Below are 13,438 nucleotides of genomic sequence, written 5' to 3' on the forward strand. Positions count from 1 at the left end.
TAGTGATCATAACTATCCGTGCTCGCGCATCGCTCGGCGCACGGCCGCACAAGGGGGCGCATGGCCAATATGGTCGGGGTATGACGACCGAGTCTGACTCCTTCCCCCGTCGGCACGCCCGGACGCAGCGGTTCACGCTCGGCGCGCCGCGTGCGTTCACAATGGCGCCCGACGGTTCACGTGTCGCGTTCCTGCGCTCCGGCTCCGGCACCGACCGGGCCAACTCCCTGTGGGTGATGGATCTTCCGGAGGGCGCTGAGCGCCTGGCGGCCGATCCCGGCGCCCTCCTGGGGGGCACCGCCGAAGAGCTCTCCGCCGAAGAGCGGGCGCGCCGTGAGCGCAGCCGGGAGGGCGGCGCCGGGATCGTCGGCTATGCCACCGACAGCGCCGTGGAGCTGGCGTCTTTCGCCTTGTCAGGGCGGCTTTTCACGGCCGAGCTGCGGGCCGGAACGGCGCGCGAACTCCGGGTCCCGGGGCCGGTGATCGACCCCCGCCCCTCCCCCGACGGCACGCACATCGCCTATGTCGCGCAGGGTGCGCTGCGGGTCGTGGGCGCCGAGGGCGAGGGCGACCGGGCGCTCGCCGAGCCGGAGCCGGCGGACGGACCGGGGCGGGTCACCTACGGGCTCGCGGAGTTCGTCGCGGCCGAGGAGATGGGGCGTTCGCGGGGCTTCTGGTGGGCTCCCGACGGGCGCCGGCTGCTCGTGGCGCGGGTGGACGACACGCCGGTGGAGCGGTGGTGGATCGCCGATCCGGCCCACCCGGAGCGTGAGCCACGTAACGTCGCCTACCCGGCCGCCGGCACGGCCAACGCGGACGTACGGCTGTTCGTCCTCGGGCTCGACGGGGAGCGCACGGAGGTCGCGTGGGACCGGGCCCGGTATCCGTATCTGGCTCGTGTGCACTGGTCAGCGGCGGGTGCGCCGCTGTTGCTGGTGCAGGCCCGGGACCAGCGCAGCCAGCTGTTCCTGGCAGTGGACCCGGACACGGGGGCCACCCGGATGGTGCACGCGGATGAAGATCCAAGTTGGCTTGAATTGTTCGCCGGAGTGCCCTGCTGGAGCCCGTCCGGGCAGCTTGTCCGGATCGCGGACGAGGGTGGCGCCCGGGTGCTGACGGTCGGCGAACGGCCTTTGACCAGCGCTCAGTTGCATGTGCGCGCGGTGCTGGACGTGGGCGCGGACGACGTGCTGATTTCCGCCTCGGCGGGCGCGGAGGCGCAGGAGCCCGAGATCGGCCAGGTCCATGTGTACCGGGTGAACGAGCTGGGTCTGGAGCGCGTGTCGCAGGATCCCGGCGTCCACTCGGCGGTGCGCGCGGGCGCCGTGACCGTGCTCATGTCCGCGACACCGGACGCTCCCGGCCTCCGCGTCCAGGTGCTGCATGACGGAAAACCGGCGGCGACTGTCCGGTCGTACGCCGAAAATCCCGGTTTCTCCCCCCGGGTGACGCTGACCCAGGGGGGCGCACGCCGAATCCCGTGCGCCGTGCTTATGCCACGGGACTACCACGGTGACACGCCCCTGCCCGTCCTCATGGACCCCTACGGCGGCCCGCACGGCCAGCGGGTGGTCGCCGCACACAACGCCCACCTCACCTCCCAGTGGTTCGCCGACCAGGGTTTCGCGGTGGTCGTGGCCGACGGACGGGGCACCCCGGGACGCTCGCCGGCCTGGGAGAAGGCGGTCCGGGACGAGCTGGCGGCCGTCGTGCTCCAGGACCAGGTGGACGCGCTGCAGGCGCTCGCCGGGGAGTTTCCGCTGGACCTGGGGCGGGTGGCGATCCGCGGCTGGTCCTTCGGCGGCTATCTGGCGGCGCTGGCGGTGCTGCGCCGCCCGGACGTCTTCCACGCGGCGGTCGTCGGCGCCCCGGTCACCGATCTGCGGCTGTACGACACCCACTACCAGGAGCGCTACCTGGGCCTGCCGGACGAGCAGCCGGAGGTCTACCGCCGCAACTCGCTGATCGACGACGCGGGCCTGGTCGGCCCGGCCGAGCCGCACCGCCCGATGATGATCATTCACGGCCTTGCGGACGACAACGTCGTCGTCGCCCACTCCCTGCGGCTGTCCTCCGCCCTGCTCGCCGCGGGCCGCCGGCACGAGGTCCTGCCGCTGTCCGGGGTGACGCACATGACCCCGCAGGAGACGGTCGCGGAGAACCTGCTGCGGCTGCAGCTGGACTTCCTGCGGCGTTCGCTGCCACAACAGGGAAAATGACCGTCAACTGCGTTAACACGCAGGCAACTCCACGGAAGCGGTACCGATATACGGACGCGGGACGCTGATCAGCGTACGGCCGTGCGGGTGCCGTAAGCGGGCCGGGGTGCGCCATGTCACCCCGGCCCGCTGCCGTGCGCCGGCCCCTACGAGTCCTCCGCCGGAACCACCTGCTTCTCCTCCGCGAAGTGGCAAGCGGAAGCGTGGGCCGCCGGGCCGGAGGTGTCACGGAAGACGGCCGGTACCGCGAGGGCCGGCACCTCCCGGACGCAGCGCTCCTGCGCCTTCCAGCAGCGAGTGCGGAAGCGGCAGCCGGAGGGGATGTTCGTCGGCGACGGCACGTCTCCGCTGAGGATGATCCGCTCGCGCTGTTCCCTTGCCTCGGGATCCGGGACCGGGACCGCCGAGAGCAGCGCCTGGGTGTAGGGGTGCGTGGGGTGGTCGTAGATCTCGGCGTCCCGGCCGATCTCCACGATCCGCCCGAGGTACATCACGCCGACCCGGTCGGAGATGTGCCGGACGATGGACAGGTCGTGCGCGATGAAGACGTAGGAGAGGTCGAACTCCGACTGCAGGCGGTCCAGGAGGTTGATCACCTGGGCCTGGACCGAGACGTCGAGGGCGGACACCGGCTCGTCGGCGACGATGACCTCCGGGCGCAGCGCCAACCCCCGTGCGATGCCGATGCGTTGGCGCTGGCCGCCGGAGAACTGGTGCGGATAGCGGTTGACGTACTCCGGGTCGAGGCCGACCACGTCCAGCAGTTCCTGGACCCTGCGGCGGCGGTCGCCCTTGGGCGCGGCCTCGGGGTGGATGTCGTACGGCTCCCCGATGATGTCGCCGACCGTCATACGGGGGTTGAGGGAGGTGTACGGGTCCTGGAAGACCATCTGGATGTTGCGGCGTACGGCCTTCAGGGCCTTTCCGGACAGCTTGGTGATGTCCTCGCCCTTGAACCGGATGGAGCCGGCCGTCGGCCGTTCCAGGTTGCAGAGCATCTTGGCGAGCGTGGACTTGCCGCAGCCCGACTCGCCGACGATGCCGAGGGTCTCACCCTTGGCGAGGGTGAAGTCGACGCCGTCGACGGCCTTCACCGCGCCGATCTGCTTCTTGAAGAGGATGCCCCGGGTGAGGGGGTAGTACTTGACGAGCCCGGTCACCTCCAGGATCGGTTCAGGCGTCGAGGTCGTCGAGGTCGTCGAGGTCATCGAGGCACTCCCTCCAGAAGTGGCAGGCGCTGCCGCGGGTGCCGGAGACCTCGTACAGCGGGGGTTCGTCGGTGCGGCAGACGTCCCTCGCCATGGGGCAGCGGGGGTGGAAGGAGCAGCCCGGCGGGATGTGCATCAGGTTCGGCGGCAGCCCCTTGATGGCGCGCAGCTGCTGTCCCTTCTGGTCCAGGCGCGGGATGGAGTCCAGCAGGCCGCGGGTGTAGGGGTGGGCCGGTGCCTTGTAGATGTCGCGGACGGGCGCGGACTCGACGATCTTCCCGGCGTACATCACCGCGATCCGGTCGGCCACGTCCGCGACGACGCCCAGGTCATGGGTGATCAGGATCAGCCCCATGTGGTACTCGCGCTGCAGCTCCGCGAGCAGGTCCATGACCTGGGCCTGCACGGTGACGTCGAGGGCGGTGGTGGGCTCGTCGGCGATGATCAGCGCCGGTTGCAGAGCCAGCGCCATGGCGATCATGATGCGCTGGCGCATACCGCCGGAGAACTGGTGGGGGTAGTCCCGCACGCGCTGGGCGGCGGCCGGGATGCGCACCCGCTCCATCAGCTCGACGGCCTTGCCCCGCGCGTCCTTCTTCGACATCCCGCGGTGCACGACGAACATCTCGCCGAGCTGGTCCCCCACGGAGATGACGGGGTTGAGGGCCGACAGCGCGTCCTGGAAGATCATCGCCATTCCGGCGCCGCGGATCCTCCTGCGCTCCTCTTCTTTCAGTGTGAGCAGATCCCGCCCCTGGAACAGGATCCGACCGCCGGTGACCTTTCCTGGCGGTGTGTCGAGGATGCCCATCACGGCCTGCGCGGTCACCGACTTGCCCGACCCCGACTCGCCGAGCACGGCCAGGGTCTCCCCCGCGTCCACCTCGTAACTCACCCCGTTGACGGCATGGGCGACCCCGTCCCGGGTCCGGAACTCCACCTTCAGGTCCCGCACTTCGAGCAGCACGCCGCCATCGCTTCGCACGGCCGTCACCTCAACTTCGGATCGAGGGCGTCGCGGACCGCGTCGCCGAGCATGATGAAGGCCAGGACCGTGAGGGCCAGGGCGCCCGAGGGCCACAGCAGGGCGTGCGGGGCGTTGCGGATGTAGGGGGAGGCGGCGGAGATGTCGATGCCCCAGGAGACGCTGGGCGGCTTCAGGCCCACGCCGAGGTACGACAGGGTCGCCTCCAGCGCGATGTAGGTGCCCAGCGCGATGGTCGCCACCACGATCACCGGGGCCACGGCGTTCGGGGCGATGTGGCGCAGCAGGATGCGGGAGTCGGAGGCGCCGAGGGCGCGGGCGGCCTGGACGTAGTCGTTCTGCTTGGCGGTGATCACCGAGCCGCGGGAGATGCGGCCGATCTGCGGCCAGCCGAGCAGCACCATGAAGCCGATGACCGGCCAGACCGTGTTGCTGGTGACCACCGACAGCAGGACCAGACCGCCGAGGACCACCGGGATGGCGAAGAAGATGTCGGTGATGCGGGACAGGATCGAGTCCCAGACGCCGCCGAAGTAGCCGGCCAGGGCCCCCAGGACCGACCCGAGGACACTCACCCCGAGCGTCGCCAGCACGCCCACCGTGACCGACGTACGGGCGCCGTACACCGTGCGCGTGTAGACGTTGCAGCCCTGGCCGTCGTATCCGAAGGGCGCCCCCGGGCCCGGGCCGTCCTGTGCCTTGGCGAGGTCGCACTTCAGGGGGCTGCCGGAGGCGATCGCCGAGGGCCAGACGGAGATGAAGACCAGGAAGAGGATCACCACGGCGGAGATCAGGAAGACCGGGTTGCGGCGCAGGTCCCGCCAGGCGTCGGACCACAGGGAGCGTGGCTTGCCCGCCGGGCCCGTGCCCTCCGGGCCGCCCGGGGTCCGCTCCAGGGTGGCTGCCTCGCTCGCCCCCAGGTCCATCGCGCCGCCCATGCCGGTCCCGGCGATCGCGCGCTCGGGCTCGTACTGCTGATCAGGCATAGCGGATCCTCGGGTCGAGTACGGCGTACAGGAGGTCGACGAGGAGGTTGGCGACGAGGAAGACCAGGACGAGGACCGTCACGAAGCCGACGACCGTCTGGGTGTTCTGGCGCAGGATGCCCTGGTACAGCTGGAAGCCGACGCCGTGGATGTTGAAGATCCGCTCGGTGACGATCGCACCGCCCATCAGCGCGCCGATGTCCGCCCCGATGAAGGTGACCACGGGGATCAGCGAGTTGCGCAGCAGGTGACGGACGACGACCCGGCGCCTGGGCAGGCCCTTGGCGATCGCCGTACGGACGTAGTCGGCCCGTTTGTTCTCCGCGATGGAGGTGCGGGTCAGCCGGGTGACGTAGGCGAGGGAGACGGAGGCGAGGACCAGGCCGGGCACGATCAGCTCGTCGAAGCTGCCGTAGCGCACCGACGGGCTGATCCACTGCCACTTGATGCCGAGCAGCAGCTGGAGCAGCAGCCCGGTGACGAAGGTCGGTACGGAGATCACCACCAGGGTGGACAGCAGCACCCCGGTGTCGACGGGCCGGCCGCGCCGCATGCCCGTGAGCACGCCCAGCGTCACGCCGACGACGATCTCGAAGAGGATGGCGACGATCGTGAGCCGGATGGTGACGGGGAACGCCGTTCCCATCAGCTCGGTGACCGGCTGGCCGTTGAACGCCGTGCCGAAGTCTCCGGTGAAGAGGTTCCCCATGTAGGTGAGGTACTGCTGCCACAGCGGCTTGTCCAAGCCGAACTCCCGCTTCAGCTGGGCGGCCGTCGCCGGATCGCAGGCCCGCTCGCCGCACAGCCCGGCGATGGGGTCGCCCATCACGTTGACCATGAGGAAGATCAGCAGCGTGGACCCGATGAACACGGGGATCATCTGCAGCAGCCGCCGTGCGACATAGCGCCCCATGCCGCTCAGCCCACCCTGATCTCGTTGTAGACCGGCACGCTGAACGGGTTGAGCGCCACATGGGAGAGCCGGGAGGCGTAACCGGCGCTGCCGTTCTGGTACCAGAGCGGGATGGCCGCCATGTTGTCGCGGACGACCTCCTCGGCCTGCTGGAACAGCCGGACGGCCGCGGCCTGCCCGGTCTCGGCGTTGGCCCGGTCGACGAGCCGGTCGAACCGGCTGTTGGACCACTTGCCGTCGTTGGAGGAGGCGCCCGTGTAGTACAGCGGCTGCAGGAAGTTCTGGATCAACGGGTAGTCCATCTGCCAGCCGGCCCGGAAGGGTCCGCTCATCTTGTGCTGCCCGATCTGGTTGCGGAAGTCGGCGAAGGTGCCGACCGGGTTGCCCACACAGGCCTTGTCGTTGCCGAGCGTGTTGTTGATGGAGTTGCACACGGCGTCCACCCACTGCTTGTGCGAGCCGGTGTCCGCGTTGTAGGTGATCTTCAGCTGGCCGCCGGGGATCCCGCCGCCCTCCTGGATCAGCTTCTTGGCCTGGGCGGGGTCGTAGTCGCAGGCGTGGCCGCACAGCCCGGGCTTGTAGCCGCCGGCCGCGCCGAGGACCGGGGAGGTCCAGTCGGTGGCGGGGGTGCGGGTGTTCCGGAAGATGGTCTCGGTGATCTGCCTGCGGTTGATCGCCATGGACAGGCCGGTGCGGACCTTCGTCGCCCCGGGGGTGTCCCACTTCGGGTCGTAGTAGGGGAAGGCGAGGGTCTGCAGGATGCCGGCCGGGGTGTTGATGTAGCGGCCGTTCAGGTCGGTCTCGACGTTCTTGAGCTGGGTGGAGGGCACGTCGTCGACCAGGTCGAGGTTGCCGGCCAGCACGTCGGTGTAGGCGGTGTTGCTGTCGGTGTACACCAGCAGGGTCACCCCGGCGTTCTGCACCTTGTCGGGGCCGGGATAGCCGGCCCACTTCCTCAGGTTCATAGCCGAACCCCTGGTGTACGACTCGATCCGGTACGGCCCGTCGCCGACCGGCTTCTTCAGCCAGGCGGCGTGGTCGGTGAAGAAGACCCGGGGCAGCGGGGCGAAGGCGGCGTAGCCGAGGGTGTCGGGGAAGCTGGAGAACTTCTGGTTCAGCCGGACGGTGAAGGTGTCCGGACCGGTGACCCTGAGTCCGGACAGGGTGTCGGCGGTCTGGGTGCCGCTGTCGGGGTGGACCTTGTCGTAGCCGTCGATGTAGGCGAAGAAGTAGGCGTTCTTCTGGTTGTTGCGCAGGCTCGCGCCATAGTTCCAGGCGTCCACGAAGGAGTGGGCGGTCACCTTCTCGCCGTTGGAGAAGGTCCAGCCGTCCTTGACCTTGATGGTGAAGTTCTGCGAGTCGCCGGTGTCGATGGACGCGGCGAGCCAGTTCTGCGCCTTACCGGTCCTGGGGTCGTACTTCTTCAGCCCCCGGAAGATCATGTCGAGGACCTTGCCGCCCTGCACCTCGTTGGTGTTGGCGGGCTCCAGCGGGTTCTGCGGGTCGCCCCAGGAGGAGGTCAGCACCCCGGCGCCGCCGAAGCCGCCGCTGTCCCCGCATCCGGTGGCCAGCAGCCCGGCGGCGATCACACCGGCGGCCCATCGGGCGTGCGCGATACCCCGCATGGCTGCCTCCTCCGCGATCACCGAACCGGTACCGGCCAATATCGGCTTATATGACACATACCGCATGCGCGCCGCCGGGTTGTGAGGCCGTTAGGGGGACGCGCCCACCGAAAGCGGACGGCGATCGTCAGCGCCCGGACGATCTTGGGCGGGCGACGCAACAGATCTTCGAACAACGATGCCGAAACGTTGGATTACGTCGGACCGATGTACGCATTTCGACACACCACCGTCCGCATATCGAACTCATCGCCCGATTAGCCCAATTAGTCCGATGTGAAGCACGGATTCATCACGGCACGCTACCCGCGTAGCTACGGAATGATCAAGTACAGGTAAAGAAGGTAAAGACGCAACCAAGGCGACCGAGAATTTATTGACCTTGAATGAATTGCGTTGAAAAAGTCCGGCGTAGCCCGTAGGGGAGCGCCCTGCGGAGCCTTGACCCACAAGGCACGGAGCATCATGACCACCCCCGCATCCCCTTCCCCGGCCGCCGCACTCGAGGTGACCGAAGAAGACAGCGCCGCATCGGCGAAGCCCGGCAACCCGAAGGGCACCGAGAGCCGCTCTCCGGGACGGCTGGCCTGGACCCGCTTCAAGCGGGACCGGACGGGCGTCATATCCGCCTTTGTGGTGATCTTCTTCTTCGTCGTGGGCATCGGCGCGCCGCTGATCGCCAAGATCTACGGCAAGGACCCGTACACCACGTACGGCCAGAACGACCCGAACCTGCTCAACGACTTCGGTTTCCCGGTCGCGCCCAACGGCGGCATGAGCGGGGACTTCTGGTTCGGCATCGACCCGCAGCTGGGCCGGGACGTGTTCACGTTCCTGCTGTACGCGATCCGCAACTCCCTCATGATCGCGACCGCGACGACCGTCCTGGTGGCCTTCTTCGGTGTGGTCATCGGCATCACCGCCGGATACCTCGGCGGCAAGACGGACTACGTCGTCGGCCGCATCATCGACATCCTGCTGGCCTTCCCGCAGACCCTGTTCTTCATCGGCTTCTTCCCGGTGATGCTCACGATCCTGGTTGCGCCCGACGAGGCGACCCCGACGTGGCTCATCGTCGTCTCCCTCATCACCGTCATGACGGCGTTCGGCTGGGCGCCCATCGCCCGACTGCTGCGCGGTGAGGTACTCGCCCTGCGCGAGCGGGAGTTCGTGGAGGCGGCAAAGGTGACCGGCGCGTCCCCGGCGCGGATCATCTTCAAGGAGCTGCTGCCCAACCTCTGGACGCCGATCCTCATCCAGGCGACCTTGGCCCTTCCGCTGTACGTGACGGTCGAAGCCGGTCTGGCCTTCCTCGGTGTCGGCCTCTCCGACCCGACCCCGGACTGGGGCGTCATGGTCCAGAACGCGTCCAAGTACTACCAGGACGACATCACGTACATGCTCTTCCCGGGCGTGACCATGGTGATCTTCGTCATCGCCTTCAACCTCCTCGGCGACTCGGTGCGCGACGCACTGGATCCCAAGGCCGGGCGCTGAACCTCCCGTCCCACCATCCGGTCCGGGCGACGGGGCCCGCCGGAGAAGCTCGTATCTCTCCTCGACCAGAGCAGGAAACCATGTCCCTTTCCCGCAGAAACTTCGTCATCGCCACGTCGGTCGCGGCCGGCGGCTCCATGGTCCTCTCCGCGTGCAGCAGCGGCGGAGGTGGCGGGAAGGGCGGCAGCGGCGCCCACGCCGGCACGACCAAGTACACCGGTCACGTGACCGTGGGCACCAAGGAGGACTCGACCGGCGCCGCCCCCGAGATCCCGGGTGCGCGCAAGGGCGGCAACATCATCGGCATCGGTCCGGACGACTTCTCCCACCTGGACCCGCAGCGGATCTACTTCGCCTGGAACTCCACCGTCGCCAACCTCTACGTCCGTGCCCTGACCGGCTACAAGATCGCCATGGACGGCTCCATGAAGCTGGTCGGTGACCTCGCCACCGACGCCGGCACCATGGCCGACGGCGGCAAGACCTGGACCTTCACCCTGAAGGACGGTCTGAAGTGGGAGGACGGCAGCGAGCTGACCGTCGAGGACGTCCGCCACGGCATCGAGCGCGGCTTCGCCAGCTTCACCACCGAGGGCGCGCAGTACGTCCAGTCCGCGCTCGTCGGCTCCAGCGACTTCCGCTCGAAGTACAAGGGCCCGTTCAGCAACAAGCACCTGGACTCCATCGTCACCGACAAGACGAAGAAGACCATCACGCTGAAGCTGAAGGTCGCCCGCCCGGACCTCAACTTCACGCTGGCGATGCACTCCTACGGCGCCGTGCCGGTGAGCCACGACACCAAGGACAAGTACGACAAGGACCCGGTCTCCGCCGGCCCGTACAAGATCGCCCAGCACTCGGTCGACAAGTCCCTGAAGCTGGTCCGCAACCCGAACTGGGACCCGGCGACGGACGCGATCCGCAACGCCTACCCGGACAGCTTCACCTTCCAGTTCGGCACCGAGTCCCTGCCGGCCACCGACCGTCTGATCGCCGAGAGCGGCGACGACCAGTACTCGGTCATGGCCTACAGCGGTGTGCCCGCCGAGCGTCTGCAGAAGGTCCTGGGCGACCCGCAGCTGAAGCAGCGCACCATCAACGGCCTGCTCAGCGGCCTGTACTACTACGCCATCAACTGCAAGCGCATCACCGACCCGAAGGTGCGCCAGGCCCTCAACCACGCCTGGCCGCTGGAGCAGATCCGCCGTATCTACGGTGGTCAGGCCGCCGGTGACTACGCGACCTCCATCATCAGCCCCGACATCCTCGGCTACGCGCACCAGGACGTCTACGGCAAGCTGCAGAAGCCGCAGGGTGACCCGGAGAAGGCCAAGGCGCTGCTGAAGGAGGCCGGCAAGCTCGGCCAGAAGATCGTCTACACCTACCCCAAGGGCAGCAACGACGCCTACACCAAGACGGCGGTCGTCATCACCAACGCCCTGAAGGCGGCGGGCTTCGACCCGGTCGTCAAGCCGGTGGACTCCACCAGCTACTACGACCAGGTCCAGCAGATCAACAACAGCTTCGACGTGATGTGGTTCGGCTGGTCCCCGGACTGGCCGACCGGTTACACCGTCATGCAGCCGCTGTTCGACGGCGCCACGATCGCCAACGGGTCCAACAACGTCTCGCAGCTGAACGAGAGCTGGGTCAACGACGCGATCAAGAAGAACGCGGTCATCGCCGACCCCGCCAAGGCCGGCGCGGCCTGGGAGGACCTGGACAAGAAGATCATGACGGAGCTGGCTCCGATCATCCCCGAGACCTTCCAGCGCCGGTTCTACCTGCACGGCTCGAAGGTCGGCGGCGCGCTGTTCGACCCGCTGTTCTCGGCGTTCGTCATGTACAAGCTGTACGTGAAGGCCTGACGCCCAAGCCAGTCCAGGGGCGGGGCGCCGCACACCGGCGCCCCGCCCGTCCCCCTCCGCCCCCACCACGGCGTCGCCCAGGGAATCCCATCGCCATGTTCCGCTTTCTCGTCCGCCGGACAATCGGCGCAGCGGTGATCCTGCTGATCATCAGTGCCATCACCTTCTTCCTCTTCTATGTCGCTCCGCGTGACCCCGCCCGGGTCGCCTGCGGCAAGGTCTGCACGCCACAGACTCTGGCGCTCGTAAAGCACAACCTGGGTATCGACGATCCGCTGCCGGTGCAGTACTGGCACTGGCTCGAGGGCGTCTTCATGGGCCGCGACTACGCGTCGTACGGGCACTGCAACGCGCCCTGCCTCGGCTACTCGTTCATCAACCGTGAGCCGGTCACGGGCATCATCCTGGACCGCTTCCCGACCACGATCTCCCTGGCCCTGGGCAGCGCGGTCGTCTTCTTCGTCTTCGGCGTCGGCACCGGCATGATCGCCGCCGTCAAGCAGGGCAAGGCGCTGGACAAGATCGCCTCTTCGGCGTCGCTGATCGGTTCCTCGCTGCAGATCTACATCGTCGGTATCGTCGCGATGTTCTACCTCTCCGACGAGTGGCACCTCCTGCCCCGCCCGAACGACAACTCCGGCTTCACGGACAACGCCGGGGCCTGGTTCGGGGGCTTCATCCTGCCGTGGTTCGTGCTGGCGATCATCTTCACCGCCAACTACACCCGCATGACCCGCTCCCAGCTGGTCGAGACGCTGAGCGAGGACTACGTCCGCACGGCACGGGCCAAGGGCCTGTCCGGGCGCACCGTGTTCTTCCGCTTCGCCTGGCGCGGCGCGATGGGCCCGATCGTGACGATCCTCGGTCTGGACCTCGGCTCGCTGCTCGGCGGTGCGGTCATCACGGAGCAGACCTTCGGTCTGCACGGCATCGGCGCCGTCTCGGTGAAGGCCGTGAAGGACATGGACCTGCCGATGCTCCTCGGTGTCACCATGGTGGCCGCCGGCGCGATCGTCGTCTTCAACATCATCGTCGACGCGGTGTACGCCCTCATCGACCCGCGCGTCCGCCTCGCCTAAGGAGAGACAAGATGAGCACCCCCTTCCTCTCCGTCCGCGACCTGCGCGTGCACTTCTCCACCGAGGACGGCATCGTCAAGGCCGTCGACGGGCTCTCCTTCGACCTGGAGAAGGGCCAGACGCTCGGCATCGTCGGCGAGTCCGGCTCCGGCAAGTCGGTGACCAACCTGGCGATCCTGGGCCTGCACAACCGCGAGCGCACCGCCCTGGAGGGCGAGATCCTGCTCGACGGGCAGGAGCTTCTCACCGCCTCCGAGCGGACCCTGGAGAAGCTGCGCGGCAACAAGATGTCCATGATCTTCCAGGACGCGCTGGCCTCCCTGTCGCCGTATCACAAGGTCGGCGTCCAGATCGCGGAGACGTACCGCAAGCACACCGGCTGCTCCAAGAAGGAAGCCCGGGACCGTGCGATCGAGATGCTCCGCCGCGTCGGCATCCCCCAGCCCGAGACCCGCGTGGACGACTACCCGCACCAGTTCTCCGGCGGTATGCGCCAGCGCGCGATGATCGCCATGGCGCTGGTCTGCGACCCCGAGCTGCTGATCGCCGACGAGCCGACCACGGCCCTCGACGTGACGGTCCAGGCCCAGATCATGGACCTGCTGAAGGACCTCCAGCAGGAGTTCGGCACCGCGATCATCTTCATCACGCACGACCTCGGCGTCATCGCCGACATCGCGGACGACGTGCTGGTGATGTACGGCGGCCGGTGCGTGGAGCGCGGCACCAAGAAGCAGGTGCTGAGCACCGCGGACCACCCCTACACGCTGGGCCTGCTGAACTCGATGCCGAGCCTGGACGGTCCGGTCGACGTGCCGCTGTCCCCCATCCCCGGTTCCCCGCCCTCGCTGCTCAACCCGCCCTCCGGCTGCCGCTTCCACCCGCGCTGCGCGTTCGCCGAGAAGGTCGCCGGCGGCCTCTGCTCGACCGAGCGCCCGACGCTCGAGGTGGTCGACGGCCGGGGCTCCGCGTGCCACCTGACCGCGGAGCAGAAGCGGGAACTCTTCTCCGACTTCGCCGCAACCCGGCACAACTGACGGACACCAGACGGGACTTCA

The 13,438-nt window shown here is 68.2% G+C and carries 10 protein-coding genes; 5 read left to right on the forward strand and 5 right to left on the reverse strand.

What is annotated here, in order from left to right; translation table 11 throughout:
* The first annotated feature begins 80 nt into the window (after positions 1–80).
* On the forward strand, positions 81–2,219 hold the full coding sequence (locus ACWGJ5_RS24130) for a prolyl oligopeptidase family serine peptidase (protein ID WP_453311740.1): 2,139 nt from the start codon (positions 81–83) through the stop codon (positions 2,217–2,219).
* A gap of 146 nt (positions 2,220–2,365) precedes the next feature.
* Here ACWGJ5_RS24130 and ACWGJ5_RS24135 read toward each other — a convergent pair whose 3' ends face one another.
* The 5 genes from ACWGJ5_RS24135 to ACWGJ5_RS24155 are packed head-to-tail and all read right to left on the reverse strand — an operon-like array spanning position 2,366 to position 7,936.
* Positions 2,366–3,427, reverse strand: a complete 1,062-nt coding sequence (locus tag ACWGJ5_RS24135) for an ABC transporter ATP-binding protein (protein WP_453311741.1) — start codon at positions 3,425–3,427, stop codon at positions 2,366–2,368.
* Positions 3,393–4,394, reverse strand: coding sequence for an ABC transporter ATP-binding protein (locus tag ACWGJ5_RS24140; protein WP_453311897.1), 1,002 nt, complete (start codon positions 4,392–4,394; stop codon positions 3,393–3,395). The genes ACWGJ5_RS24135 and ACWGJ5_RS24140 overlap by 35 nt, the downstream gene beginning before the upstream one ends.
* A 23-nt stretch (positions 4,395–4,417) precedes the next feature.
* Positions 4,418–5,398 carry an ABC transporter permease gene (locus ACWGJ5_RS24145; protein ID WP_453311742.1) on the reverse strand — a complete coding sequence of 327 codons (981 nt, stop codon included), beginning with the start codon at positions 5,396–5,398 and terminating at the stop codon, positions 4,418–4,420.
* Positions 5,391–6,311: an ABC transporter permease gene (locus ACWGJ5_RS24150; protein ID WP_453311743.1), complete on the reverse strand. Its 921-nt coding sequence runs from the start codon at positions 6,309–6,311 to the stop codon at positions 5,391–5,393. The genes ACWGJ5_RS24145 and ACWGJ5_RS24150 overlap by 8 nt, the downstream gene beginning before the upstream one ends.
* A 5-nt stretch (positions 6,312–6,316) precedes the next feature.
* On the reverse strand, positions 6,317–7,936 hold the full coding sequence (locus ACWGJ5_RS24155) for a peptide ABC transporter substrate-binding protein (protein ID WP_453311744.1): 1,620 nt from the start codon (positions 7,934–7,936) through the stop codon (positions 6,317–6,319).
* Between the two features lie 465 nt (positions 7,937–8,401).
* On the opposite strand from ACWGJ5_RS24155, the gene ACWGJ5_RS24160 reads away from it, so the two are divergent.
* The 4 genes from ACWGJ5_RS24160 (at position 8,402) to ACWGJ5_RS24175 (ending at position 13,417) form a co-directional block, all read left to right on the forward strand.
* Positions 8,402–9,433 (forward strand): ABC transporter permease, encoded by a 1,032-nt coding sequence (locus ACWGJ5_RS24160; RefSeq protein WP_453311745.1) that lies wholly within the window; start codon positions 8,402–8,404, stop codon positions 9,431–9,433.
* 80 nt (positions 9,434–9,513) lie between these two features.
* Positions 9,514–11,301 carry an ABC transporter substrate-binding protein gene (locus tag ACWGJ5_RS24165; protein ID WP_453311746.1) on the forward strand — a complete coding sequence of 596 codons (1,788 nt, stop codon included), beginning with the start codon at positions 9,514–9,516 and terminating at the stop codon, positions 11,299–11,301.
* 95 nt (positions 11,302–11,396) lie between these two features.
* Positions 11,397–12,380, forward strand: coding sequence for an ABC transporter permease (locus ACWGJ5_RS24170; protein ID WP_453311747.1), 984 nt, complete (start codon positions 11,397–11,399; stop codon positions 12,378–12,380).
* 11 nt (positions 12,381–12,391) lie between these two features.
* Entirely contained in the window at positions 12,392–13,417 is a 1,026-nt protein-coding gene (locus tag ACWGJ5_RS24175) for an ABC transporter ATP-binding protein (RefSeq protein ID WP_453311748.1), read from the forward strand.
* Positions 13,418–13,438: the final 21 nt, after the last annotated feature.

The sequence above is a fragment of the Streptomyces sp. NPDC054783 genome (assembly GCF_053611725.1).